This window comes from Devosia sp. (genome assembly GCF_965229025.1).
GTDB lineage: Bacteria > Pseudomonadota > Alphaproteobacteria > Rhizobiales > Devosiaceae > Devosia_A.
The window spans coordinates 1,527,840-1,551,141 of sequence record NZ_OZ245853.1 but is presented as its reverse complement, the minus strand read 5'-3'; the positions used below and the strand labels follow the sequence as shown (position 1 = coordinate 1,551,141).

23 protein-coding genes are annotated in these 23,302 nt (G+C 63.0%); 15 read left to right on the top strand and 8 right to left on the bottom strand.

Going from position 1 to position 23,302, the window contains the following annotated elements:
* Positions 1-26: 26 nt before the first annotated feature.
* From ACO06J_RS07750 to ACO06J_RS07715, 8 genes are all read left to right on the top strand, one after another.
* Positions 27-836: a segregation and condensation protein A gene (locus ACO06J_RS07750; RefSeq protein ID WP_421760128.1), complete on the top strand. Its 810-nt coding sequence runs from the start codon at positions 27-29 to the stop codon at positions 834-836.
* The gene (gene scpB / locus ACO06J_RS07745) at positions 833-1,501 is read left to right on the top strand and encodes an SMC-Scp complex subunit ScpB (RefSeq protein WP_421760127.1); all 669 of its coding nucleotides are present in this window, start codon (positions 833-835) and stop codon (positions 1,499-1,501) included. Before ACO06J_RS07750 ends, scpB begins: the two co-directional genes overlap by 4 nt.
* A gap of 121 nt (positions 1,502-1,622) precedes the next feature.
* Entirely contained in the window at positions 1,623-1,838 is a 216-nt protein-coding gene (tatA, locus tag ACO06J_RS07740) for a twin-arginine translocase TatA/TatE family subunit (RefSeq protein ID WP_421760126.1), read from the top strand.
* A 37-nt stretch (positions 1,839-1,875) separates the two neighbouring features.
* Positions 1,876-2,682, top strand: coding sequence for a Sec-independent protein translocase protein TatB (tatB, locus tag ACO06J_RS07735; protein WP_421760125.1), 807 nt, complete (start codon positions 1,876-1,878; stop codon positions 2,680-2,682).
* Positions 2,683-2,685: 3 nt separating this feature from the next.
* On the top strand, positions 2,686-3,531 hold the full coding sequence (gene tatC / locus ACO06J_RS07730) for a twin-arginine translocase subunit TatC (protein ID WP_421760124.1): 846 nt from the start codon (positions 2,686-2,688) through the stop codon (positions 3,529-3,531).
* Between the two features lie 71 nt (positions 3,532-3,602).
* The gene (gene serS, locus ACO06J_RS07725; RefSeq protein ID WP_421760123.1) at positions 3,603-4,928 is read left to right on the top strand and encodes a serine--tRNA ligase; all 1,326 of its coding nucleotides are present in this window, start codon (positions 3,603-3,605) and stop codon (positions 4,926-4,928) included.
* Positions 4,925-5,701 carry a 5'/3'-nucleotidase SurE gene (surE, locus tag ACO06J_RS07720; RefSeq protein ID WP_421760122.1) on the top strand — a complete coding sequence of 259 codons (777 nt, stop codon included), beginning with the start codon at positions 4,925-4,927 and terminating at the stop codon, positions 5,699-5,701. Before serS ends, surE begins: the two co-directional genes overlap by 4 nt.
* A 415-nt stretch (positions 5,702-6,116) precedes the next feature.
* Positions 6,117-7,136 (top strand): peptidoglycan DD-metalloendopeptidase family protein, encoded by a 1,020-nt coding sequence (locus ACO06J_RS07715; protein ID WP_421760121.1) that lies wholly within the window; start codon positions 6,117-6,119, stop codon positions 7,134-7,136.
* Between the two features lie 63 nt (positions 7,137-7,199).
* On the opposite strand, the gene ACO06J_RS07710 is transcribed toward ACO06J_RS07715, so the two are convergent.
* The gene (locus ACO06J_RS07710) at positions 7,200-8,183 is read right to left on the bottom strand and encodes a hypothetical protein (protein ID WP_421760120.1); all 984 of its coding nucleotides are present in this window, start codon (positions 8,181-8,183) and stop codon (positions 7,200-7,202) included.
* A complete protein-coding gene (locus tag ACO06J_RS07705) occupies positions 8,184-9,191 on the bottom strand; it encodes an ATP-binding protein (RefSeq protein ID WP_421762467.1) in 1,008 nt (335 codons plus the stop codon).
* A 61-nt stretch (positions 9,192-9,252) separates the two neighbouring features.
* On the opposite strand from ACO06J_RS07705, the gene yajC reads away from it, so the two are divergent.
* From yajC to ACO06J_RS07685, 4 genes are all read left to right on the top strand, one after another.
* Positions 9,253-9,603, top strand: coding sequence for a preprotein translocase subunit YajC (gene yajC, locus ACO06J_RS07700; RefSeq protein WP_421760119.1), 351 nt, complete (start codon positions 9,253-9,255; stop codon positions 9,601-9,603).
* Between the two features lie 101 nt (positions 9,604-9,704).
* Positions 9,705-12,254 (top strand): protein translocase subunit SecD, encoded by a 2,550-nt coding sequence (secD, locus tag ACO06J_RS07695; RefSeq protein WP_421760118.1) that lies wholly within the window; start codon positions 9,705-9,707, stop codon positions 12,252-12,254.
* A gap of 3 nt (positions 12,255-12,257) precedes the next feature.
* Positions 12,258-12,647: an Mth938-like domain-containing protein gene (locus ACO06J_RS07690; protein WP_421760117.1), complete on the top strand. Its 390-nt coding sequence runs from the start codon at positions 12,258-12,260 to the stop codon at positions 12,645-12,647.
* Positions 12,644-13,483, top strand: coding sequence for a phytoene/squalene synthase family protein (locus tag ACO06J_RS07685; protein WP_421760116.1), 840 nt, complete (start codon positions 12,644-12,646; stop codon positions 13,481-13,483). Before ACO06J_RS07690 ends, ACO06J_RS07685 begins: the two co-directional genes overlap by 4 nt.
* A gap of 45 nt (positions 13,484-13,528) precedes the next feature.
* On the opposite strand, the gene ACO06J_RS07680 is transcribed toward ACO06J_RS07685, so the two are convergent.
* Together ACO06J_RS07680 and trmFO are read right to left on the bottom strand one after the other, a co-directional pair.
* Positions 13,529-14,470 (bottom strand): hypothetical protein, encoded by a 942-nt coding sequence (locus ACO06J_RS07680; RefSeq protein ID WP_421760115.1) that lies wholly within the window; start codon positions 14,468-14,470, stop codon positions 13,529-13,531.
* Positions 14,471-14,542: 72 nt separating this feature from the next.
* Positions 14,543-15,937 (bottom strand): methylenetetrahydrofolate--tRNA-(uracil(54)-C(5))-methyltransferase (FADH(2)-oxidizing) TrmFO, encoded by a 1,395-nt coding sequence (gene trmFO / locus ACO06J_RS07675; RefSeq protein ID WP_421760114.1) that lies wholly within the window; start codon positions 15,935-15,937, stop codon positions 14,543-14,545.
* 51 nt (positions 15,938-15,988) lie between these two features.
* Between trmFO and ACO06J_RS07670 the strand changes: the two genes are divergently transcribed.
* On the top strand, positions 15,989-16,636 hold the full coding sequence (locus ACO06J_RS07670) for a glutathione S-transferase family protein (protein ID WP_421760113.1): 648 nt from the start codon (positions 15,989-15,991) through the stop codon (positions 16,634-16,636).
* A 102-nt stretch (positions 16,637-16,738) separates the two neighbouring features.
* Complete coding sequence (locus tag ACO06J_RS07665) at positions 16,739-17,155, top strand: GNAT family N-acetyltransferase (protein ID WP_421760112.1); 417 nt, start codon at positions 16,739-16,741, stop codon at positions 17,153-17,155.
* Between the two features lie 86 nt (positions 17,156-17,241).
* Here the strand turns inward: ACO06J_RS07665 and ACO06J_RS07660 are convergent, their stop codons facing one another.
* The 4 genes from ACO06J_RS07660 to uvrA all read right to left on the bottom strand — a co-directional run bounded on the left by ACO06J_RS07660 (position 17,242) and on the right by uvrA (position 21,846).
* A complete protein-coding gene (locus ACO06J_RS07660) occupies positions 17,242-17,391 on the bottom strand; it encodes a DUF1127 domain-containing protein (protein ID WP_421760111.1) in 150 nt (49 codons plus the stop codon).
* A gap of 214 nt (positions 17,392-17,605) precedes the next feature.
* Positions 17,606-17,752, bottom strand: coding sequence for a hypothetical protein (locus ACO06J_RS07655; protein ID WP_421760110.1), 147 nt, complete (start codon positions 17,750-17,752; stop codon positions 17,606-17,608).
* Positions 17,753-17,894: 142 nt separating this feature from the next.
* Positions 17,895-18,950 carry a dipeptidase gene (locus tag ACO06J_RS07650; RefSeq protein ID WP_421760109.1) on the bottom strand — a complete coding sequence of 352 codons (1,056 nt, stop codon included), beginning with the start codon at positions 18,948-18,950 and terminating at the stop codon, positions 17,895-17,897.
* A gap of 4 nt (positions 18,951-18,954) precedes the next feature.
* Complete coding sequence (uvrA, locus tag ACO06J_RS07645; RefSeq protein WP_421760108.1) at positions 18,955-21,846, bottom strand: excinuclease ABC subunit UvrA; 2,892 nt, start codon at positions 21,844-21,846, stop codon at positions 18,955-18,957.
* A 297-nt stretch (positions 21,847-22,143) separates the two neighbouring features.
* Between uvrA and ACO06J_RS07640 the strand changes: the two genes are divergently transcribed.
* The gene (locus tag ACO06J_RS07640; RefSeq protein WP_421760107.1) at positions 22,144-23,226 is read left to right on the top strand and encodes a hypothetical protein; all 1,083 of its coding nucleotides are present in this window, start codon (positions 22,144-22,146) and stop codon (positions 23,224-23,226) included.
* The last annotated feature ends 76 nt before the right edge of the window (positions 23,227-23,302 follow it).

Genomic DNA, 23,302 nt, shown 5'->3' with positions numbered 1-23,302 from the left:
CGCCCAACTGGGCGGGCTGAGCAGCAATGAACGATCCTTCGGCCGATTGGCTCGCGACACCGGAAAAGCCGCGTGACGACGAGATCATGTATGTCGACGTCGCCGGCTACGAAGGCCCGCTCGACCTGCTGCTCGATCTGGCACGCCGCCAGAAGGTCGACTTGACCCGCATCTCGGTACTGGCGCTGGCCGAGCAATATCTGAGCTTCATCGAGACCGTGCGCGAGAAGCGCCTCGAGATCGCGGCCGACTACCTCGTCATGGCCGCTTGGCTCGCCTACCTCAAAAGTCGCCTGATGGTCCCCAGCGCCCCCTCCGACGAGGAGCCGAGCGGGGAGATGATGGCCATGCTGCTGCAGTTCCGGCTGAAGCGGCTCGAAGCCATGCGCAAGGCGGCGATGCAACTGGTCAACCTGCCGCGCCTGAAGCGCGAGGTGCATGCGCGCGGCCAGCCGGAGCCCGTGATGGTGCACCGGCGCAACCTGTGGGAAGCAACGCTCTACGACTTGCTCAAGGCCTATGCGACGCAGCGCGAGGCCAATGTTCCGGCTGATTACCAGCTGTTCGTCCGCTCGGTCTGGTCGCTGCAGGAAGCGCGAGAGATCCTGACCCGGCTGATCGGCGAGAGCGCCGATTGGGTGCCGCTTGCCACCTATCTGGATCAGTATCTGAACACGCCCGAAGAGCGCCGCACCGCCACGGCATCCAGTTTTGCCTCCAGCCTTGAACTGGCCCGGCAGGGTCAGATAGAGCTGCGCCAGACCCTGACTTTCGGCCCGCTGTTCATGCGGCGGCGCCGCACTGATGGGCCGCAGGGCGGGGACAGCAAGCCATGATTGACGAGCCGTTCGGGGATGGCTTGGCCGAAGTGGCGGAGCGCAATCTGCGCGTGCTGGAGGCCCTGCTGTTTGCCTCCACCGAGCCCCTGACGCCCGAAGACATCGCGCCTTACCTGGGGGAGGGTGCCGATGTGCCGCTGCTGCTCGAACGTCTCGTCGAGCGCTACCGCGGGCGAGGCGTCAATCTCGTGCGCCGGGGCGACAAGTGGGCGTTCCGCACCGCCTCCGACCTGGCTCTGATGCTCCGCCGCGAAGAAACCGAGAGCCGCCAGCTTTCGCGCGCCGCGCTCGAAGTGCTGGCGATCATCGCCTACCACCAGCCCGCGACGCGCGCCGAGGTTGAGGAAGTGCGCGGTGTGCAAAGCGGCGGCGCTACCTTTGATATCCTGATGCAGACCGGCTGGATCCGCATGCGCGGGCGCCGCCGGACGCCGGGCCGCCCGGTCACCTATGGCACCACCGATACGTTTCTCGATCACTTCGGGCTGGAGAGCCTGTCGGACCTGCCGGGGCTTGAGGAACTCAAGGGGGCAGGGCTCCTCTCCAGCCAGTTGCCGCCGGGCTTTCAGGTGCCATTGCCCTTCGACGGGCCTCTGCGCGAGGACGAAGATCCGCTCGAGCCGGACGATCAGGGTGAGCCCGAGCCGGTGGAAGACGAATGACCGCCAAGCGTCTGCGACGATTTCCACGGGCGTGAACGCGAACACGTCCTTGTGTTTGCCAAGGATTGAACCTATTTCTCCCCCTTAGTGTAAAGCGTTAGGCCAACTTCGGAGACCGTCCATGCACGCACCAGGCATTTGGGGCATTATCGTCGTCGCGATCGTCGTGATCCTGCTCTTCGGGCGTGGCAAGATTGCCGGGCTCATGGGTGAAGTCGCCTCCGGCATCAAGTCCTTCCAGAAGGGCATGCGCGATGAGGACACCAAGCCCTCCCCGCAGCTTGACGCCAACGCCCAGGCGACCGCCGCGGACCCCCAGAAGTCCAAAGACGTCTGATCGTTTGATCCGTCTGCTGCTCTGAGGAGCCAAAGTCATGCTCGGCGTCGGCTGGACCGAAATGCTTGTCATCGGCGTGGTGGCGCTGATCGTCATTGGTCCCAAAGATTTGCCGGTGGTGATGGGCCGGATCGGCAAGTTTGCCGCCACCATCCGCCGTATGGGTTCGGAGTTTCAGCGTGAGCTGAACAAGACCACCGGCCTCAACGAGATCACCAACCTGCGCAACTCCGTAACGGCGCCGCTGAAGGCGACTGCCGATGCGATCCGCAAGGAATTCAACACCACGACCTCGACCGGCGCAGTGCAGCCCTCCGGCGCGCTGAAACCGGCTGATCCGAAGGTCGAGAGCGTAGTGTACGAGATCAAGGCTGCGGCCGGCATGTCGCCTGCCGCCCCTGCAATGACGCCCCTGACAACGCCTGCGCCCGAACTCTCAATCACTGCCGTGCCCGCCAAGCCAAAGCGTACGCCGCGCGTGAAAGTGCCGCCCGTTACTCCGGTGGCAGTCGCTGATATTCCGCCTGCAGCGAAGCCGGCAAAGGCCTCGAAAAAGCCGATCGAGTCTCCCGCTCCGGTCGAAGCGATCGCGCCCGCGAAGGTCGCCAAGCCAGCCGCGAAAGCTGCTGCCAAGCCAGCCGCAGCAAAGCCCGCCGCAACCAAGGCCGCGCCTCCGAAGCCGAAAGCGCCTGCGAAGGTCGCGACGGTAACCGAGGCGCCCGCTGCCAAAGTCGCAACGAAGGCTGCGCCAGCAGCCAAAGCCAAGCCAAAGGCGGCCGCGCCTGCCGCTGAACCGGCAGCGCCACTCGCCGCCAAAAAGCCCGCCACCAGGAAGAAAACCTAACCGATGGCCGAGCAACTCAAGATCGAGGGCCCCAAGGTCGAGGACGAGCTGGCTGGCAGCGAAGCGCCACTGCTCGACCACCTGATCGAACTGCGCACGCGGCTGATCCGCGCCATGCTGGTCATCGTCGGCCTGCTGATCGTCTGCTTCTTTTTTGCCGGCAGCATCTTCAACATTCTGCTCGAGCCCTACCGCTCGGTAGTGCCGGCCGACCAGCTCGCCGATTTCCACCTGATCTACACGGCCCCGCAGGAATATTTCTTCACCCAGTTGAGCCTCGCCTTGTTCGGCGCGGTGTTCCTCGGCTTCCCCTACCTTGCGGTCGAGATCTACGGCTTCGTCGCTCCGGGCCTCTACAAGAAGGAACGCCGGGCGTTCATTCCGTACCTGATCGCGACGCCGGTGTTTTTCGTAATGGGCGCATGCATGGTCTATTTCGCCGTGCTGCCGATGGCGATGCGCTTCTTCCAGTCGATGCAGACCCCCGATATCCAGATGCTGGTCAAGGTGTCCGAATATCTCGGGCTCGCCATGACGCTGATTCTGGCGTTCGGCATCTGCTTCCAGCTACCGGTGATCTTGACGCTTCTGGCCCAGATCGACCTCGTCAACACAAAGGCGCTGAAGGCTGGCCGGAAGTATGCCATCGTCGGCATCCTGATTTTCGCTGCCTTCATCACACCGCCCGATCCGATCTCGCAGATCGGCCTCGCGGTGCCGATGTACCTGCTCTACGAGCTCTCGATTCTCTCGGTTGGCTACGTGCAGCGTCGTCGCGAAGCGGCAATCGCCGCCGCCGATGCCGCCGCGGCAGCGGAAGTCGGCTCGGATGTGGCCAAGGCCGAATAGTCTCGCAACCAAAACGGCTTGATTGATCTCCCCAAACCGGTAAAGCAAAGCGCTTCCGGAACAGGTTTGCCATGCTCGACATCAACTGGATCAAAGCCAACCCCAATGCCTACGATCGGGCCCGCAGCACGCGCAAGAACGTGCCGTTCACGTCCGCCGATCTGATCGCCATGGACGATGCGCGGCGCGCCGTGATCCTTTCCGTCGAGGAAGCGCAGGCCAGGCGCAATGCGTTGTCCAAGCAGATCGGGCAAGCCAAGGCGCAAAGAGATGAGGCCAAGGCCGAAGCGCTGATGACCGAGGTCGCCGCGCTGAAGGACGCCATCCAGTCGGGCGAAGCCGCCCGCAAGGAGGCTGAGGAGAAGCTCCGCAACGCGCTGTCTGTTCTCCCGAACATCCCGCTCGACGAGGTGCCCGCCGGCGCCGACGAGCACGACAATGTCGAGTATTTCGGCCCGAACGGCAGCCCCGCCACCGCAGCGGCCGCGCGACCAAAAAAGCCGGTCTTTTCCTACAAGCCCAAGGAGCACTTCGAAACCGGCGAGGCGATGGGCCAGATGGATTTCGAAGTTGCCGCCAAGCTTTCCGGCAGCCGCTTCGTGGTGCTGAAAAGCCACCTTGCACGACTGGAGCGCTCGATCGGCCAGTTCATGCTCGATCTGCATGTCGACGAACACGGCTACACCGAAGTGCTGCCGCCGCTGCTGGTGAAGGATGACGCCCTCTATGGCACCAACCAGCTGCCGAAATTCGAGGAAGACTTGTTCTTCGTTCCGCATGGTGACGGTCGCCTGGCATTGATCCCCACTGCCGAAGTGCCGTTGACCAACATAGTGCGCGAGTCTGTTCTCGCCGAAGAGCAGCTCCCGCTCCGCTTCACTGCGCTCACCCCGTGCTTCCGTTCGGAAGCCGGCTCGGCTGGGCGCGATACGCGCGGCATGCTGCGCCAGCATCAGTTCAACAAGGTCGAGATGGTGTCGATCACCACGCCTGAGGCGTCGGGCGACGAGCACGAGAAGATGACGGCCGACGCTGAGGACGTGCTGAAAAAGCTCGGCATCCACTATCGCGTCATGCTGCTCTCGACCGGCGACATGGGCTTTGGCGCCCAGAAGACCTACGACCTCGAAGCCTGGCTGCCGGGGCAGGATACCTATCGCGAAATCTCCTCGGTCTCGGTCTGCGGCGATTTCCAGGCCCGCCGCATGGATGCGCGCTTCAAGTCCAAGGACGGCAAGATCCGCCATGTGCACACGCTCAACGGCTCCGGCGTCGCCGTCGGCCGCGCGTTGATCGCGGTGATGGAAAACTACCAGCAGGAAGATGGCTCGGTCGCCATCCCCGACGTGCTGCAGCCCTACATGAAGGGCCTCAAGTCCATCGGCGGCCGCTCGTGACCAAAAAGCCCCGCATCCTCATCACCAATGACGATGGCGTCGATGCGCCGGGCTTGCAGGTGATGCGAGAGATCGCGGCGGCGATCAGTGACGACGTCTGGGTGGTGGCGCCCGCCGGCAACCAGTCGGGCGCCTCGCACCGCTTCACCTTCGGCATCGAGCTTGAGCTGGATGAGCGCGATCCGCGCACCTTCGCCGTGGTCGGCGGCTCGCCCGCCGATTGCGTCGTCGCCGCCTTCACCCATGTCTGCAAGGACCATCGGCCCGATCTGGTGCTCTCGGGCGTCAACAATGGCCAGAACCTCGGCGATATCATCAACTGCTCCGGCACCGCCGCCGGGGCGCGGGAAGGGGCGCTGCACGGCGCGCTCGCCATCGGCATGAGCCAGGCCGCCGATTACGAGACCCGCCGCGAGATCAACTGGGACAACGCCCGCCGCTACGGCGCCGAGGTGGTGCGCAGCCTCCTCGCCCACGCCACCGGCCGCGACCACTACTACAACGTCAACTTCCCGTTCTGCGCCCCCGAGGATGTGAGCGGCATCCGCGTCGCCGGCGCCCAGCGCTTCTCGCGCTCGCCGATGGCCTATTACCCGAGCGACAACGCCGGAAGATTCTTCATCGCCATCCCGGAAACCCCGACCCCGCTCGACCCCGAGATGGATTTTCACCTGCTCCATCACAGCAACGCGGTGACGGTCACGCCGCTCAGGCTGCAACAGTCGGATATGGACGTGGTCGCGAGCCTTGAGGGCAAGCTGATCTTAGGTTGAACTTCCCCGCACCCGCCCTTCGGGCAACCTCTCCCTCAAGGGGAGAGGGGAGTTGTGGCACAATCTCGCCCCCTCTTTCCCTCTCCCCTTGAGGGAGAGGGTGGCGCGCAGCGCCGGGTGAGGGGAAGGTTTTAGCCCCCGCCTCTTAACCCTACCAAGCCCTGAATCCTCATTTGCATTTCGCGCGCAAATCGCTCCGCATTTAAATCACTCTTTACCTTAACGGCCTAATCTCACGGTCATTGAGTACCTGCGTACGAGTGAACTGATGAGTAGTAAGGCGCTTAAGACCGCTGCAATTGTGACCCTGTTCGCAGGGGCATCGGCACTGTCGGGGTGTAGTTCCCTTGGCGGGTTTGATCGAACCGCGACTGGTTCTGTCAATCCAAACGCTCAGGTCAGCAACACCCAGTCGATGCCGAAGACGCTCACGGCTCCGACCCAGGTCGCGTTCATCCCACCCAACGATATCGGCGGCAGCGGTGCCGGCGTGACGGTCATCGGATCGGCACCGCCGGGACTCAAGCAGCCACAAGGCGCCGTATCGACCCAAGACCTGCCAGTCCTCACCTCATCAGCCAGTGGAACCAACCAGATGATGCCCGCAGTCCAGCCCCTTAGCCCGGTCCCGGCCACCGCAAAGGTTGCGACCCAGGCAAACACTCTCGTCTCCGTCCCGTCGGACGCTTACGTCCACGTGATCGAGAGCGGCGAGAGCCTCTACACCGTTGCCCGGCGCTACAACGTCACGGCTCAGGCGATTATCCAGGCCAACGGCTTCTCTTCGCCCGACAAGATCTATGTCGGCCAGAAGATCGTCATCCCCGGCCGCGCCGATCTCCTCGCCAAGATGGGCCCGGCCAAGGTTGCTGATACCGCCGCTCCCGCAGTCACGCCTCTGGCCGCTCCGGAAGCTGTCGTCCCCGCCACCAAGGTCGCCTCGCTCCAGCCTGAACCCAAGCTGGCTGCTGCCCCCGCGCCGCTCGCTGCGCCGGCCAAGCCCGCACCCGCAGAAGTTGCCGAAGCCAAGCCGCTTGAGCAGCCCAAGGTTGAGCCGGTTCTGTCCGGCGCCGACAAGTTCCGCTGGCCGATCTCGGGCCGCGTCATCACCGACTTTGCCAATTCCAAGGGCACGGGCATCAATATCGAGGCGCCGGAAGGTGCTGTGGTCCGCGCCGCCGAAAACGGTCAGGTGATCTATGCTGGCTCGGGCGTCGAAGGCTACGGCAACCTGATCCTGATCCGCCACCCAAACGGTTACGTCTCGGCCTATGCCCACCTCAAGGATATGAATGTCGCCAAGGGCACCGTAGTCAACCGCGGTGACTCGATCGGTACCGCCGGCAAGACCGGATCAGTCGCCAAGGCGCAACTCCACTTCGAACTCCGCAAGGGCGCGACCCCGGTCGATCCGATCCCGCTGCTTGCCAGCTGAGCTTCCTGAGAGCCTACTGCAAACGCCCCGGAACACGAGCCGGGGCGTTTTTCTTTGCGTCTGCTAGACCGCGAATGTACGGATCGAGTGCCGGACGACGAGCGGCTGCGCCGGATCGAGATCGATCGAGGTCCTCACCCCGCGTGCATTGATCGGGTTGGGGCCGCTCGACACATCGGTGTGGAAATCGAATGCCGAGGCCAGCGGTTCGAGCCCTATTCCGCGGAACTGGTTGTTCCAGGGCTCGCCACCAATGCCGCCATCGGTGTGCCAGATCATCAGGCTGGGGAGCAACGCATGGTCCCAGTCGAGCTCGAACCCGGCGCCCTCATCGAGATAGGTGCCGATCACTGGCCCCGTGACGCCGCAAAGCTGCACGTTCTTGTCGGTGCGCGGCGACAGCGGCAGGTGCGACATATCCACCCGCGCGCCATCCTTGGGCACCGACGCAAGGCTCGAAAACTCCTGCGGATCGCCCGCAGCGGTCTGGCCGGGGTGGGTGAGCCCGAACTGGAACGGAAACTTCAGCTCCAGCCGGCCCGGCTGCTCGGGCATCCGGAAGTTGGGGTGGAGGCCAAGCGAGGCCGACCCCTTGTGCCGGGCAAAGATGCGCAGCGTGAAATCGAGGGCAGGGGCGCCGTCGCGCACCGAAATCGTGCGCTCGAGCCGCCGCACCAGCGAGTGCGGCTCATAGTCCAGCGCCAGCGTCACGCTCTTGTCGTCGCCGGAAATGATGGTCCACTCCTCATGCGCCGACGGGCCATGGATGGTGCCGTTGGCAGGCTGGGTGAGGAGGTCGCCCCACTGCGACAAGGTCGGTGCCTCCCGACCGCCAGTGCCGAACGGCAGCCCGACAAAATCCCCCGACAGCACCCTGAGGTGCCCGGTGATTGACGGATCGTCGACTTTGCCGACCCACGGCGCCCGCGCGAATGGCTTGAACGGCCCGTTCGGCAGCATGAAGGTGGCGTCGGTGACCGTCGCTGCAGTGGTGACCACAGTTGCCTCGCCGTCCGACCAGCGCAGTGTATGTGATTTCATCGTCATCTAGATCGCCTTCCCCTGTTCCCCCGCCAGTGCCCTGACGAACTGTATCGCGACGCGCCCCGACCGCGCGCCGCGCGTCATCGACCACTCCACCGCCCGGGCGCGCAAGTCCTCATCGTCGATCGCAATGCCATACTGGTCGCAATAGCCGCGGATCATCGCAAGGAACGTCGGTTGGTCGCAATTGTGGAAGCCTAGCCACAGCCCGAACCGGTCCGACAGCGATACCTTCTCGTCCACCGCTTCGCCCGGCGAAATCGCCGTCGCGCGCTCGTTCTCCACCATTTCGCGCGCCATCAGGTGGCGGCGGTTCGAGGTGGCGTAGAACAACACATTCTCCGGCCGCCCTTCGAGCCCGCCATCAAGGATGGTCTTCAGCGATTTGTAGCTCGTCTCGTCCTTGTCGAAGCTCAGGTCGTCGCAGAACACGATAAACCGCGCATCCTCATTGGCGATCATCCGCATCAGCTTGGGGAGGCTCTCAATGTCTTCGCGCGCGATCTCGATCAGGATCAGTCGCTTGAGGCTCGCGTCCCCCATCGCGTTGATATGCGCCTGCACCGCCTTGACCAGCGAGCTTTTGCCCATGCCACGCGCGCCCCACAGCAGCGCATTGTTGGCCGCATAGCCCCGCGCAAACTGCAACGTGTTGGCGAGCAGGATGCCGCGCACGTCGTCGATGCCCTTCAAAAGCTCGAACGGTACCCGCGACACCTTCCTCACCGGCGCCAGCACGCCGCCAGCGGCGTCCCAGTGGTAGGCGTCGGCAGTACCCAGCACTGGCAGTGCGGCTGCAGGGGCAGGGCGCAGGGCGTCCAGCGTGTCGGCAATGCGCGCCAGGGCTGCCACGATGGCAGCCGAATGTTCGTCGCTGATCAAAGGCTTATCCTCCACTCTTCGCCCACGTTTTGCGCCAGCCCGATTGGCTTTGCAATCCTGTGGCTGCGCCTCTATATTCCGCGCGATTTTTGCCGGGTGGGACTGCCCATCGCCGGACAAGAGCCCCATATGGGTAAACCAGCGGCCGATCCGACGTGCCGACAGCCATTTCGCAAGGAGCCTACATACAATGTTCGTCACTCCCGCCTTCGCCCAGGCCGCCGGCGCTGCCACCGGAACCGGTGGCATCAGCGATATCCTGATCCAGTTTGCCCCGATCCTGCTGCTCGTGGTGATCTTCTGGTTCCTGATTTTCCGCCCGCAGCAGAAGCGCATGAAGGCGCACCAGGCGATGCTGTCCTCGGTCAATCGTGGCGACACCGTCGTCACCACCGGCGGCCTCATCGGCAAGGTGACCAAGGCGGTTGACGGCGAAGACCTCGAAGTCGAAATCGCTCAGGGCACCCGCGTCAAGCTCGCCCGCTCCGGCATTGCCGATGTGCGGTCGAAGTCGACCCCGGTCAACGACAACAAGGCCTGACCGCAACACCTTGAGTTCTGGCCGGCCGCGAGGCCGGCCTCAGCTTTTCTGCCAGAGGCAAAGCCGCAAGGGCCGCGCCCACCACGGGACTACGATCCAGCATGCAATTCTCGCCCCTGCGCACCGCCATCATCACCATTGTCGCCTTGTTCGGCATCTTCATGTCGATCCCGAACTTCATGTCCAAGGACATGCTGGCCGCCTGGCCAAGCTGGCTCCCCAAGCAGACGATGGTCCTGGGTCTCGATCTCCAGGGCGGCTCGCACCTCTTGCTGCAGGTCAACCGTGATTCGATCATCGCCGAGCGCATCAAGGATTTGCGCCGCGACGTTCGCTCCACCCTCGCCAATGACAATGGCATCGGCAATATCATCACCGTGGGCGCCAACTCGATCACCGTCGAGCTGACCGATCCCACCCAGAAAGACGCCGCCATGGCGGCCGTCGAAAAGCTCCAGACCAATGTTTCCGCCGCAGCGCTAGGCGTCGGCGGCGTACCGGAACTGGCCTTCTCCGAAACCCCCGATGGCAAGATCGTCGTGGCTCTTACCGACGATGGCGTGAAAGAGCGCATGTCGTCGCTGGTGGCGCAGTCCATCGAAGTCATCCGCAACCGTATCGATCAGGTCGGCACCACCGAGCCGACCATCCAGCGTCAGGGCACCGACCGCATCCTCGTCCAGGTACCGGGCTTTGAGGATTCGACACGGCTGAAGGACCTGATCTCGCAGACCGCCCGCCTGACTTTCCATCTCGTCCACCCCACCATGTCGGCGGCTACCGCCGAAGCGCAGGGCATACCCTCGGGCTACTACATTCTCCCCAGCTCCGATGGCGGCAAGGAACTGCTGAACGAGAATATCGAGCTCGGTGGCGAATCGCTGACCAACGCCCAGCCGGGCTTTGACTCACAGACCTCGCGTGCGGTCGTGTCGTTCTCGTTTGATACGCGCGGCGCCCTGACCTTTGGCGAAATCACCTCCAAGAACGTCGGCAAGCGTTTTGCGATCGTCCTCGACGACAAGGTGATCACCGCGCCGGTCATCAATGGTCCGATCACCGGCGGTAGCGGTCAGATTTCCGGCAATTTCACCACCGCCAGCGCCAACGACCTCGCCGTCCTGCTCCGCGCCGGTGCGCTGCCCGCCTCGCTCGACGTCGTCGAGTCGCGTCAGGTTGACGCCAGCCTCGGTGCAGACTCGATCAAGTCCGGCGTCACCGCCGGTATCATCGCCGGCGTGCTCGTCGTCACCTTCATGGTGGTCGCCTACGGCCTCTTCGGCCTCTTCGCCAACATCTCGCTGGTCCTCAACGTCATCCTGATCATCGGCGCGCTGTCGACCCTGGGTGCGACGCTGACGCTGCCGGGCATCGCCGGTATCGTTCTGACCATCGGTATGGCCGTGGACGCCAACGTGCTGATCTATGAACGCATCCGAGAGGAGCAGAACTCCGGCAAGTCGGTCCTCGCCTCGATCAATGCGGGCTTCCAGCGCGCCTGGGGCACCATTGTCGACTCCCACCTGACCCAGCTGATCGCCGCCGTGGTGCTCTACTTCCTCGGCTCCGGCCCCGTGCAGGGCTTCGCCGTGACCCTCGCGCTCGGCATTCTGACCTCGCTGTTTACGGCCTACACCGTGACGCTGTTCTTCGTCGGCATCTGGTTCCGCGCCCGTCGTCCCAAGACGCTGCGCATCCAGCACTTCCGGTTCATCCCGGATGGCACCAAGATCAACTTCATGAAGATCTCGAAGACCGTCATCATCCTGTCGATCGTGCTGACCTTCATCTCGATCGGCTCGGCGGTGTTCAAGGGCTTCAACTTCGGCATCGACTTCAAGGGCGGCTCCGCTATCGAAGTGCAGCACACCGCGGACGGTCCAGCCGACCCGGCGCTGCTGCGCGAACTGCTCGACAAGCTCAACCTCGGCGAAATCCAGGTGCAGGGCTTCGGCACGCCGCAGGACGTGCTGGTTCGCGTGGAAATGCAACCCGGTGGGGACGCCGCTCAGGGTGTCGCGGTGGAAAAGGTTCGTACCGCCCTGGCGGGTGAGAACTACACCATCCGACGTACCGAAACGGTGGGCCCGTCGGTCTCCGGTGAATTGACCCTCCACGGTACTATCGCCGTGCTGGTCGCTCTCGGCGCTATCCTTTGCTACGTCTGGTTCCGGTTCGAGTGGCAGTTCGCGCTCGCAGCAATCACCACCACCACCCACGACGTGATCATGACGATTGGCCTGTTCTCGATTACCGGGATTGAGTTCAACCTCTCGTCCATTGCGGCCGTGCTGACTCTGGTGGGCCTGTCACTCAATGAGACGGTGGTTATTTCCGACCGAATTCGAGAGAATTTGCGCAAGTACAAGAAGATGCCGCTGCCCGAGTTGATCAACCTCTCGATCAACCAGACGATTGTGCGTACCTCGCTTACAGCCTTCACCATCTTCCTCGCGCTGTTCCCGCTGGTGTTCTTCGGTGGTGAGGCCATCCGTGGCTTCGTGATCGCCATGACCTTCGGCGTGTTCGTGGGCACTTACTCGTCCATCATCGTGGGTGGCCCGATCCTGATCTTCTTCGGGCTCAAGTCGCGCGCCGATGTGCCGGCCGACAAGGTGGTCGTCAAGCGCGCCGACGGCGCTGCGGTCTAGCGCATGGCGGAGCCGGGGCAGGGGTTCTATCCCTATCAGGCCCTGATCGATGCCTATGGCAATGGCGGCTTCCGCTTCGCGGGCATGTCGCACAAGGGCTCCGTCCTCTGCCTCCCAAGCGGCATGCACGCCTGGGAGGCGACGACCCCTGTCGAGATCACGATGGACAACCTCGCGCCGATCTTCGCCGTGGCTGATCAGCTTGATGTGCTGATGGTGGGCCTCGGCAACGATGTGACCGGGTTTGATCCGGCCATCCGCGCCGCGCTGCGCGAGCGGGGCATCATCGTTGAGGCCATCGGAACCGGCGGCGCGGTTCGTACCTACAACATCCTGATGGGCGAAAGCCGCGCGGTGGGCGCCGCCCTGATCGCGGTCGAGCGCGCCCGATGACCGAGACACCGGACTATGTGCCGAGCTTTCTGCGCGAAGCCGACCGGGACCGTTACTTCGCCGCGCTGCTGATCAGGGATGACGCGCGCGCTGCCGTTCAGGCGCTTTACGCCTTCAGCGCCGACGTTGCGGCCATCCGCGACCGCGCCCGGGAGCCCGCCGCCGGTGAAATCCGCCTGCAATGGTGGGTAGATGGCCTGAAGGGCGAGGGCTACGGCAATGTACGCCAGAACCCGCTGGCAGCGGCATTGCTCGACACCATGGCGCGCTACAACCTGCCTGCCGTGCCGCTTCTGCGCCTGCTCGCGGCGCGCCGCTTCGATCTCTACCAAGACCCGATGCCGGACACGGCAAGTTTCGAGGGCTATGCCGGCGAAACCGTCTCCGTGCTCTACCAGCTCGCAGCGATGATCCTCAACGGCGGCGAAGAGATTGAGACCGGCGACGCAGCCGGTCACCTCGGTGTCGCCCATGCCCTGATCGGCCACCTCCGTGCGTTTGGCTACAATGCCAGTCAGGGCAGGCTCTTTCTCCCCTGGAACATCTTTGCTGCCAATGGCGTGGCCGAAGGAGAACTCTTCACCGGAGCCGAGAGCGAAGCGCTGTTTGCGGCCCTCGGTCAGATCGCCGACTTGGCCAACGACCACCTCGGCAAGGCCCGCGCCGCCATCCGCGCCCTGCCTAAGCCACTGAGGCCTGCATTCGCACCCATCGCAGTGCTGGACCTGCAACTCGCCCAGGCGCAGCGCAACCGCCACCCCTTCGCCTCAGCCACCGACCTCGCCGACTGGCGAAAGATCGCGGCGATGGGCTGGTGGATGTTCCGTCAGGACTAGGCTACCTTGTCGTACAGTCCTAAGGTGAACCCTGATATACCGCTACTATATGGCGACGAGGGCTCTTGGATTGTCCTCAAGCGCAAGCTGTTCGGGAAGTTGGGCGACATACTCGTCAAACATTTTGCGGATATACGCAACGTATTCAGCTGAATGAGCGAACGCGTGGGCGTATCCCTTGATTAGCAGGGTGTCGAGCAACTCGGTCGCCATTGGCCGTGTCATGATGACTTTTCCGTTCTCTTCCACAAGCCGGCCACCAATCGACCTCGGAGCGTAGAGCAGCCACTCTGGCACCTCATGCTCCCGAGCGCTGGCCAGTTGCTCAATGTGGAGTATTGGCTGCCGGTATCTGATTGGAAGGCGAAAAACCCTGACTACGGGCCGATTGTGCCGTCGACTGAGTTCTTCTGCAGCGTTGCTAAACAATAGCATTTTGGCTTTCGCCGTCATGATGTCTGTGGGTGCGGACTCCACTTCCGTGACCACGTGCTCCCACGGAACGCCGGTCGCATCTGCGGCCTTCACCAGGGCCTCTATCAACATGAGCGATCCCCGTTGCTGTAGCGTGTACTGTGGGACGGCAGTGTGATCAACTAGGAGATACCATAGGAATATTACTTGCGAGTGCTGGAAATACTCAGCCGTAAGATAACCAACGACGATCCCTCGATATTTGAGAGCCAGGGCAATGAAAAAAGGTCGGCTGTCCTCCTTATCAGCGGGACCTTGTCTAGAGCCGCTGACATAGCGTCGTATCTCTCCCATCTCATCGGCTACATCGGAAGAGAAGAAGCGAGATTGAAGTAGGTCGATCCCGACGAGATCTGGGTCTGCTCGCGACAAAATTTGTCTGACGTGAAATCGATTGCCGGGTCGCGCCAAAATATCCATAAGTCCTGGAATTATTGCAACTATTCCCCAGATAGTAGTGACCACGCCAAGCGTCGTCGCTATCACGCCCCAATGCGAAATAATGAAGTCCACATCAACCTCCCCCTAGGCCATGTGGTGTCAGGTTATACTGCAAGAAGATGTCTGGATATGACGTAGTCGTCCCTACGCCCAGCTCCCGATGTCCTCAAGCGCCCGGCTGGTGATTGCTTCTTTCTTCGCCATCGTCTTGTCGGTCGATTTCCAGCGTCCTACCAAGCCGTCAGGCTTCGTGATCGATACCGCTGGAAACAGCCCAAAATTGACGTTCATCGGCTGGAAGCTCCGCGCGCCCGAATAGGCCTCGGCCTCGAGGTGCCCGCCGGTGATGTGGTTGATCAACGCGCCCATCGCGGTTGTCGACGGCGGCGCGCCGATGCGTTCGCCGCGCGACTCGGCGGCTGCCATCCGGCCCGCCATCAGCCCGACCGCAGCGCTTTCCACATAGCCCTCGACGCCCGTGACCTGCCCTGCAAAGCGCAGCCGCGGCGCGGCCTTGAGCTTCAGCTCGGGTGTCAGCACCTTGGGCGAGTTGAGGAACGTGTTGCGGTGCAGCCCGCCCAGCCGAGCGAACTGCGCGTTCTGCAGCCCTGGGATCATCCGGAAGATGTCCGCTTGGATGCCGTAGCGCATTTTGGTCTGGAACCCGACCATGTTCCAGAGCGTCCCGAGGGCGTTGTCCTGCCTCAACTGCACGATGGCGTAGGGCTTGACCAGCGGGTCGCGCGGGTTGGTGAGGCCCACCGGCTTCATCGGCCCATGCCGCAGCGTCTCGCGTCCGCGCTCCGCCATCACCTCAATGGGCAGGCAGCCGTCGAAATACGGCACCTTCTCCCACTCCTTGAAGGCGTGCAGGGGCGCTGTGATCAGCGCATCGACAAAGGCATAGTATTCCGCTTGGGTCATCGGGCAATTGAGATAGTCCGCGCCGTTTCCGGATGGCCCGACCTTGTCATAGCGCGACTGCGCCCAGACGATGTCGCGGTCGATGCTTTCGGCGTGAACGATGGGCGCAATGGCGTCGAAAAACGCCAGCGAATCCTCGCCCGTCAGCGCCTGGATCGCCGTTGCAAGCGCGGGGGAGGTCAGCGGCCCGGTCGCCACCACCACGTTCTCCCACTCCTCGGGCGGCAGCCCGGCGATCTCTTCGCGCTCGATCGTGATGTTTGGATGTGTGTGGATTGCCTGCGTTACTGAAGCAGAAAATCCGTCTCGATCCACCGCCAGCGCACCACCGGCCGGAAGCGCATGCTGGTCAGCCGCGCGCATGATCAGCGAACCGCAACGCCGCATCTCTTCGTGCAACAGTCCGACGGCGTTGTGCTGGTGATCATCGGAGCGAAAGCTGTTCGAGCACACCAGCTCGGCAAAGCCGTCCGTCTGGTGCGCGTCGGTGGTCTGCACCGGCCGCATTTCGTGCAGCACGACCTTCGCGCCGCTCTCGGCTGCCTGCCAGGCCGCCTCGGATCCGGCGAGCCCGCCGCCAATGATGTGTATGGGTTGAGAGTGTTGTTTTGCCATGGTGCGGGAGATAACAGGAGCACCACCAGCACGCAACTTGAGGAGCGCCGCATGTCGATCACACTCTGGGGCCGCCGCAGTTCAGGCAACGTGCAAAAGGTCGTCTGGGCGCTCGATGAGCTGGAACTCGCCTATGAGCACATCGAACTCGGCGGCAAGTTCAAAGGCAATGACCAGGCCGACTATCTGGCCATGAACCCCAATGGCCTGGTGCCGACGCTTCGCGATGGTGACCTTACCGTTTGGGAGAGTCACGCCATCGTGCGCTATCTCAGCGCCGAATACGGCAGCGGGCTACTGTTCCCCGTCACCCCGCGCGAGCGCGCCGTGGTCGACCAATGGACCGATTGGGTCGCGACGACGTTCCAGCTCGCCTGGCTGCCGGTGTTCTGGCTCAAGGTGCGCACGCCGCTGGCCCAGCAGGATCAGGCCGCAATCGACAAGGCCGTCGCCGCCAGCTTCAAGTGCTTCGCCATCATGGATGCACGGCTGGGCGTAGCGCCATTTCTCGGCGGCGATCAGCTGACCTATGCCGATATCGTCGCCGGAGTCGCCATGTATCGCTGGACGACCATGGGCATCGCCGGTCCCACGCTGCCTAACCTCACGGCCTGGCACGCCCGGCTCAATGAGCGCGCGGCGTTCCGCAAGGCGGTCAACGTGTCATACGAGGAGTTGGTGGGCCGGCTGGCGTTTTGAGCGCCCATCCTGGCAGTGGTGGACGACAACGGGGGCTGACCTGTAACCTTCCGCGATGCGCAGCGAATTGGCTCACATGCCACTCAAACTGGAACGTCGCTGATGTACACTCTGCTGCCCGCCCACAACATGACCGCAGAGCAGGTCGATGCGCTTGAAGATCGGCTCTATGTTCACAACTCGCAGGCAACCGGGCAGGACGACGCGCAGGGGATCGGCTTCGTCGTCGAATCTGGAACAGAAGGGCTGATCGGGGCGGCGGCCGGCTACTCGTGGGCCGGCTCCGCGGAGTTGCAGCAACTGTGGGTAAGTGAGGCTCACCGGGGCCAGGGGCTGGGCCGTCAACTGCTAGCGGCGTTCGTCGCCACCGCGGCCGGGCGTGGAGCGCGGCGGGTTTTCACCGCAAGCTACGACTTCCAGGCTCCGGAGTTTTATGAACGAGCGGGGTTCATTCGCGTCGCCGAGCTGGAAGGCTGGCCGGACGGGCATCGCAATATCATTCTGCGCCTCGACCTTTAGGCTGCCCGAAAAAGCTGAACGCCCGCTTCCTGGTGAAAGCGAGCGTTCAAGACTTCAGTATTCCGCAAGAACCAGAACGCGAACCGTTAGATGGTGCGCGCATGGTCGCGGGCGATACGCTGGATGTCGGTGCGGCTGATGCCCAGATCGTTCAGCTGACGGTTGTCGAGAGCAGCAAGCTCACGGACGGTCTGCTGGTAGGCGGCCCACTTCTTGATCGTCGTACGAATACCCATTGGGTGTCTCCTTCGTTTCTTACAACTAGGAAGATAGGCGTGGTCGGCGCCGATGAGCAGGGGCTGATGTCTCAGAACCGTTATGCGATGAACGCATGGCTTGTCCAGATACCGTTCATTCTCGCTTAATATTTCAGCGTGGCCCCGGAATGGTAAATGGCCGCCGGTGGGCGCCGGCGGCCATCTCGATTTCGATTTTACGCGCTTGCAACGGTCAGCGGTCGAACAGTCCGCGGGTCATCTTCTGGAAGTCCTGCCCCGAAAGCCCTAAGGCGTCTCGGGTTGTAGGCACGTCCATTTCCCGCAGTGTCTGCTTGATGTCGACCAGTCGCTTGAGGCGCCAGACGGCACGCACGAACATCTGCGTATTCCCTTTCCGGATCACTACCCGCTGAACATGGGGTGATTTGCGTAGAAGGGTAACCGTTGCCGTCGCAGTTAAGACATGCGGCAGACGCATGGCAGTTTCACACGGAAGTCACAATCCAGCCGCAGCGCCCTGGTCAGCCGATTGTGCGCTCCAGCAGTGACAACCAGTTGCCATGCGCAATGCGTGTCAGCAGCGCATCATCATATCCATGCTGGCGCATGGCCTCGAACAGCACCGGCAGCCCCGATGCATCGCCGATCGCTGCCGGAATCAGCGCCCCGTCGAAGTCGGAGCCAATCCCGACGCGCGTCTCGCCCACCGCCTCGATCATGGCGTCGAGATGCCGGATCATCACCTCGATCTCGGTATCCGCCCGCATCAGCCCATCGGGTCGCAGGAAGCCGGTCGCAAAGTTCAGCCCCACCATGCCGTCGCTGTCGCGGATCGCCTTGAGTTGCTCCGCCGTCAGGTTGCGTGGCGACGCCGTGAGCGCGTGCACATTGGAGTGGGTGGCCACCAGCGGCGCTGTCGAAAGTTCCGCGACATCCCAGAAGCCGCGCTCTGTAATGTGGGAGAGATCGATCATGATCCGCTTGGCGTTGCACGCCGCAACAAGGCGCTTGCCGGCCTCCGTCAGCCCCGGCCCAATATCGGGCGAATGCGGGAATCGGAATGGCACGCCATGCCCGAAGATGTTCGTGCGGCTCCACACCGGCCCGATCGAGCGCAGACCCGCGGCGTAGAGTACGTCGAGGAAATAGAGATCCTCATCCAGCGCCTCGGCGCCTTCGATATGCAGCACTGCCGCAATCGACCCCTTCGCCATCGCGGCCCGGATGTCAGCGACACTTCTGCACACGGTGAAAGCACCGTCGGAGGCAGCTTCGACGCGGAGGAGCATCGCAATCTGGTGCGCCGTCAGCCGCCGCGCCAAGTCCATAGGCAGTTCCGGCGGCAGCGGCGTGTTCGACATGTCGCGCGGCGCTGTAAAGTTCGTGGCCTCGTTCGGCGACGGGCAGAACACCGCAAACAACCCGCCCGCAAACCCGCCGGCTCGCGCCTTGGGCATATCAATATGCCCCGGCCCGCCACCCTTCAGGAAACCCGCCACCGGATCCGCCGATGCGTCATTGGCAAGCCGCAGCAGTACGTCGTTGTGGCCGTCGAAAACAGGAGGCAGGCTGGTCATACTCTTACTCCGCCGCCTGCGTCCGCTGCGGGCGTCGCTCCATGACTTCCTTGAGGAACTTGCCGGTATAGGACCGCTTGTTGGCAGCGATGTCCTCGGGCGTGCCGATGCCCACCACTTCGCCACCACCATCGCCGCCTTCAGGACCCATGTCGATGATCCAGTCCGCGGTCTTGATGACTTCGAGGTTGTGCTCGATCACCACTACAGAGTTCCCGGTGTCCACCAGCTCGTGCAGCACTTCCAGCAGCTTGGCGATGTCGTGGAAATGCAGCCCGGTCGTCGGCTCATCGAGCATATAAAGCGTCCGGCCCGTCGCACGCTTGCTCAGTTCCTTCGATAGCTTGACGCGCTGTGCCTCGCCGCCTGAAAGCGTCGTCGCCGGCTGGCCAACCTTGACGTAGCCGAGGCCCACCCGCTGCAGCGTCGCGAACTTCTCGCGGATCGACGGCACCGCGGCGAAGAACTCCACTGCCTCGTCGATCGTCATGTCGAGCACGTCGGCGATCGACTTGCCTTTGAACTGCACTTCCAGCGTCTCGCGGTTGTAGCGGTGCCCCTTGCAGACTTCGCAGGTCACGTAAACATCTGGCAGGAAGTGCATCTCGATCTTGATGACGCCATCACCCTCGCACTTCTCGCAGCGCCCGCCCTTGACGTTGAACGAAAACCGCCCCGGCCCGTAGCCGCGCGCCTTGGCCTCGGGCAGCCCGGCAAACCACTCGCGCATCGGTGTGAACGCGCCGGTATAGGTCGCAGGGTTCGAGCGCGGCGTGCGCCCGATCGGTGACTGGTCGATATCGATGACCTTGTCGAGGAATTCGAGCCCGGTGAGGTGATTGTGCGGGGCGGGGGTGACCCGCGCGCCGTTCAGCCGCCGCGCCACGGCCTGGTACATCGTGTCGATCATCAGCGTCGACTTGCCGCCGCCCGACACACCCGTGATCGCCACGAACAGCCCAAGAGGCACATCGACTGAGACGTTCTTGAGGTTGTTGCCAGTCGCCCCATCGATATGGAGCTTCCGCGTTTTAGAGGGCGTGCGCCGCTCAACCGGCATCGGGATCTGCATGACGCCGGAGAGATATTTCCCGGTTATGCTGTTGGGATTGTTGAGAATATCGGCGGGTGAGCCTTCAGCCACGATATGCCCACCATGGACACCCGCACCCGGCCCGATATCGACCACGTAGTCGGCCGTGAGGATGGCATCCTCATCGTGCTCGACCACGATCACCGTATTGCCGATATCGCGCAGCCGCCGCAGCGTTTCCAGCAGCCGCGCATTGTCGCGCTGATGCAGCCCGATCGAGGGCTCGTCGAGCACATACAGCACGCCCGTCAGCCCGGAGCCGATCTGGCTGGCGAGCCGGATGCGCTGGCTCTCCCCCCCGGACAGCGACCCAGAATTGCGCGCCAGCGTCAGGTAGTCGAGCCCCACATCGTTGAGGAACCCCAGCCGCTCGCGGATCTCCTTGAAGATACGCTCGCCGATCTGGTTCTGCTGCACGCTGAGCTTTGCCGGCAGGTCCTTGAACCATTCGGCAGCCGCGCGGATCGACTTCTCTGAAACCTGCCCGATATGCAGGCCGTCGATCTTGACTGCGAGGCTCTCGGGCTTCAACCGGAAGCCGCTACACGCTAGGCAAGGCGCCTGCGACATGTACCGCTCGATCTCCTCGCGCATGCCGGCGCTCTCGGTTTCCTTGTAGCGCCGCTCAAGGTTGCCGATCACCCCTTCGAAGGGCTTGGTGCTCTTGTAAGTGCGGAGACCGTCGTCATAGACGAAGTTGATCGCCGTCTTGCCGGTGCCATAGAGCACCGCATGCTGCACATCGAACGGCAGCTCTTCCCAGGCAGTCCCCAGCGACGCACCGAAATGCTTCACCACCGCCTGCAGCGTCTGCTGGTAGTAGGGCGCCGAGGTCTTGCTCCACGGCAGGATGGCGCCGTCACGCAGCGACAGCGACGCATCAGGGACGATCAGGTTCGGGTCGATCTTCTGCTCGGTCCCGAGGCCATCGCAGACCGGGCAGGCGCCATAGGGGTTGTTGAACGAGAACAGCCGCGGCTCGATTTCGGGAATGGTGAAGCCCGAAATCGGATCGGCGAACTTTTCCGAAAAGATGATGCGCTTTGGCGCCCCGTCCGCCTCCTGCTCATCGGCATATTCCGCAAACGCGATGCCATCGGCGAGCTTGAGCGCGGTCTCGAGGCTTTCCGCCAGGCGACCGGCAATGTCCGGACCGGTTACGATTCGATCTACAACGACTTCCACGTCATGCTTGATCTTCTTGTCGAGGTTCGGCGCATCCTCGATATCGTGGAATTCCCCGTCGATCTTGACGCGCTGAAAGCCCTTGCGCATCAGGTCGTTCAGCTCGCGCTTATACTCACCCTTCCGCCCCCGCGCGATCGGCGCCAGCAGGTAGAGCCGCACGCCTTCGGGCAGCGCCATGATGATGTCCACCATCTGCGACACCGTCTGCGCCTGGATCGGCAGGCCGGTGACCGGCGAATAGGGAATGCCGACGCGCGCAAACAGCAGGCGCAGATAGTCATAGATTTCGGTGACCGTTCCCACGGTCGAGCGCGGATTGCGGCTGGTGGTCTTCTGCTCGATGGAGATGGCCGGCGACAGCCCGTCGATCTGCTCGACATCGGGCTTCTGCATCATCTCGAGAAACTGCCGGGCGTAAGCCGAAAGGCTCTCGACATAGCGCCGCTGCCCTTCGGCATAGATCGTGTCGAACGCCAGCGATGACTTGCCCGAGCCCGAAAGCCCGGTCATCACGATCAGGCTGTCGCGGGGTAACCTCAGGTCGATGTTCTTGAGGTTGTGCTCCTTGGCGCCACGGATGACGAGGTCGCGGTTCGGGTTCGGTCGGTTGGCCATCAAAAAACTTCCACCTGCAGGGCGCGCGACCATACAGCCGCAATGTGCCAGATCGTGTCAGGGTTCAAAAAAAGTGGGGTGCCGGGCCGCTCATCTGGGTATTCGTCACCGGACTTACAATCTAACCACGACCGATACGCATTTGTCATCGCGACGGATTGGACCGCAGTGACGTTTACAACAGAACATAAGCAGAACAAACGAGATTCGGTCAAGGGCGCTGGCTGTCCGGCCCAAGGAGCTTTCGATTGCCGCCGTCCTAGCCAGGCAATAGGATCATCCTCGGGGGGCAGTATCATGGTATTTCAGGCGTCACGCCGCCGCTTGCTGGCGGGACTGGCATTTTTCGGCGCAACCGGGCTCCTCCCTTCGGCAACTCGTGCCGAGGAGACGACCACCGACGTGGTGCCCTGCAGCACCGGTTCCAACTCCGGCACGTTCAGCAATCCCGCCAATAATTACACCGTCACCGCGACCGGCGCTCAGTTTGCTTTTGTCGCGCAGATCAAAGCGAGCGGCGAAAATATCGTGTTGTTTGCGGACGACGCGCATGGCGGCCTGCAGACTCAGGGGCTCGCATTGGCGAAAGGCAGCCTGGTTCGCGATGTCACCACCAATGCCTTGACGGCATCCAGCATAGCCTTCGAAACGCCGCTGACCGCCTACGGCAAGGACGGGCAGTACTATGGCATCGTGCAACTCTCGCACGATCAAGGCGTCCCCATCGGGCTGGCGATGTATCTCGACGGTACGGAGTTTGGTGAGTGGGAGCTGAAAAAGGGCGAGTTCGATCCGACCAGCCGTGACGTCAGCTTCACTGGCGACGCCGCCCAGAAGATCTACGAGAACCTGATGCGTGACGGTGCTTTTCGTGCCGATCTCGTCGCCGGAGGGACCGTCTACAGCCAGTTGACGGTCGAGACGGGCGCCTTTGCCGAGTTCGTCAATTCAACCCTGCTCCCCTCGATGCAGAGCATGGCTGAGGCCGACCTCGCATCGCCATGCCACTATGACCCCAACGCCATAAACTACGACGGCGGGTGCTTCCTCACCACCGCCTGCTGTGCGGTTGTCGGCCTCAATGACGATTGCTTCGAACTGCGCAGCCTGCGGCAATTTCGCGATGGCTGGATGAGCCAGTTCGCCGAAGGGCGTGCCCAGATTGCCCGCTACTATGACGAGGCGCCCGCCGTTGCTGAAGCCCTCGCCGCAACGCACGAGGGCAGGGCGCGCCTGCTGCAGCTCTACTGGAAGGTGATAGTGCCTGCCGTGCTTCTATCGAGGCTAGGCGCCAACCGCGCGGCCTATGTCCTCTATCGGCGCATGATGGTGGACCTCCTTGGTGTGCCAAACGCGCGGGTGGCAGCAGGATCGAAGTAAGTGCCGCGCGTCACGGGTCTGTGAGCAGGTCCACTTCGGCCGGCCGCCAGCCTGTGTTCTTCGCCGACTCAAATCC

What these genes read in the sequence shown, in the direction of transcription:
- ACO06J_RS07750 (WP_421760128.1), top strand. Translation starts at nt 27, where the DNA reads ATGAACGATCCTTCGGCCGATTGGCTCGCGACACCGGAAAAGCCGCGT.
- scpB (WP_421760127.1), top strand. Translation starts at nt 833, where the DNA reads ATGATTGACGAGCCGTTCGGGGATGGCTTGGCCGAAGTGGCGGAGCGC.
- tatA (WP_421760126.1), top strand. Translation starts at nt 1,623, where the DNA reads ATGCACGCACCAGGCATTTGGGGCATTATCGTCGTCGCGATCGTCGTG.
- tatB (WP_421760125.1), top strand. Translation starts at nt 1,876, where the DNA reads ATGCTCGGCGTCGGCTGGACCGAAATGCTTGTCATCGGCGTGGTGGCG.
- tatC (WP_421760124.1), top strand. Translation starts at nt 2,686, where the DNA reads ATGGCCGAGCAACTCAAGATCGAGGGCCCCAAGGTCGAGGACGAGCTG.
- serS (WP_421760123.1), top strand. Translation starts at nt 3,603, where the DNA reads ATGCTCGACATCAACTGGATCAAAGCCAACCCCAATGCCTACGATCGG.
- ACO06J_RS07715 (WP_421760121.1), top strand. Translation starts at nt 6,117, where the DNA reads ATGCCGAAGACGCTCACGGCTCCGACCCAGGTCGCGTTCATCCCACCC.
- ACO06J_RS07710 (WP_421760120.1), bottom strand. Translation starts at nt 8,183, where the DNA reads ATGACGATGAAATCACATACACTGCGCTGGTCGGACGGCGAGGCAACT.
- ACO06J_RS07705 (WP_421762467.1), bottom strand. Translation starts at nt 9,191, where the DNA reads ATGGGGCTCTTGTCCGGCGATGGGCAGTCCCACCCGGCAAAAATCGCG.
- yajC (WP_421760119.1), top strand. Translation starts at nt 9,253, where the DNA reads ATGTTCGTCACTCCCGCCTTCGCCCAGGCCGCCGGCGCTGCCACCGGA.
- secD (WP_421760118.1), top strand. Translation starts at nt 9,705, where the DNA reads ATGCAATTCTCGCCCCTGCGCACCGCCATCATCACCATTGTCGCCTTG.
- ACO06J_RS07690 (WP_421760117.1), top strand. Translation starts at nt 12,258, where the DNA reads ATGGCGGAGCCGGGGCAGGGGTTCTATCCCTATCAGGCCCTGATCGAT.
- ACO06J_RS07685 (WP_421760116.1), top strand. Translation starts at nt 12,644, where the DNA reads ATGACCGAGACACCGGACTATGTGCCGAGCTTTCTGCGCGAAGCCGAC.
- trmFO (WP_421760114.1), bottom strand. Translation starts at nt 15,937, where the DNA reads ATGGCAAAACAACACTCTCAACCCATACACATCATTGGCGGCGGGCTC.
- ACO06J_RS07670 (WP_421760113.1), top strand. Translation starts at nt 15,989, where the DNA reads ATGTCGATCACACTCTGGGGCCGCCGCAGTTCAGGCAACGTGCAAAAG.
- ACO06J_RS07665 (WP_421760112.1), top strand. Translation starts at nt 16,739, where the DNA reads ATGTACACTCTGCTGCCCGCCCACAACATGACCGCAGAGCAGGTCGAT.
- ACO06J_RS07660 (WP_421760111.1), bottom strand. Translation starts at nt 17,391, where the DNA reads ATGGGTATTCGTACGACGATCAAGAAGTGGGCCGCCTACCAGCAGACC.
- ACO06J_RS07655 (WP_421760110.1), bottom strand. Translation starts at nt 17,752, where the DNA reads ATGTTCGTGCGTGCCGTCTGGCGCCTCAAGCGACTGGTCGACATCAAG.
- ACO06J_RS07650 (WP_421760109.1), bottom strand. Translation starts at nt 18,950, where the DNA reads ATGACCAGCCTGCCTCCTGTTTTCGACGGCCACAACGACGTACTGCTG.
- uvrA (WP_421760108.1), bottom strand. Translation starts at nt 21,846, where the DNA reads ATGGCCAACCGACCGAACCCGAACCGCGACCTCGTCATCCGTGGCGCC.
- ACO06J_RS07640 (WP_421760107.1), top strand. Translation starts at nt 22,144, where the DNA reads ATGGTATTTCAGGCGTCACGCCGCCGCTTGCTGGCGGGACTGGCATTT.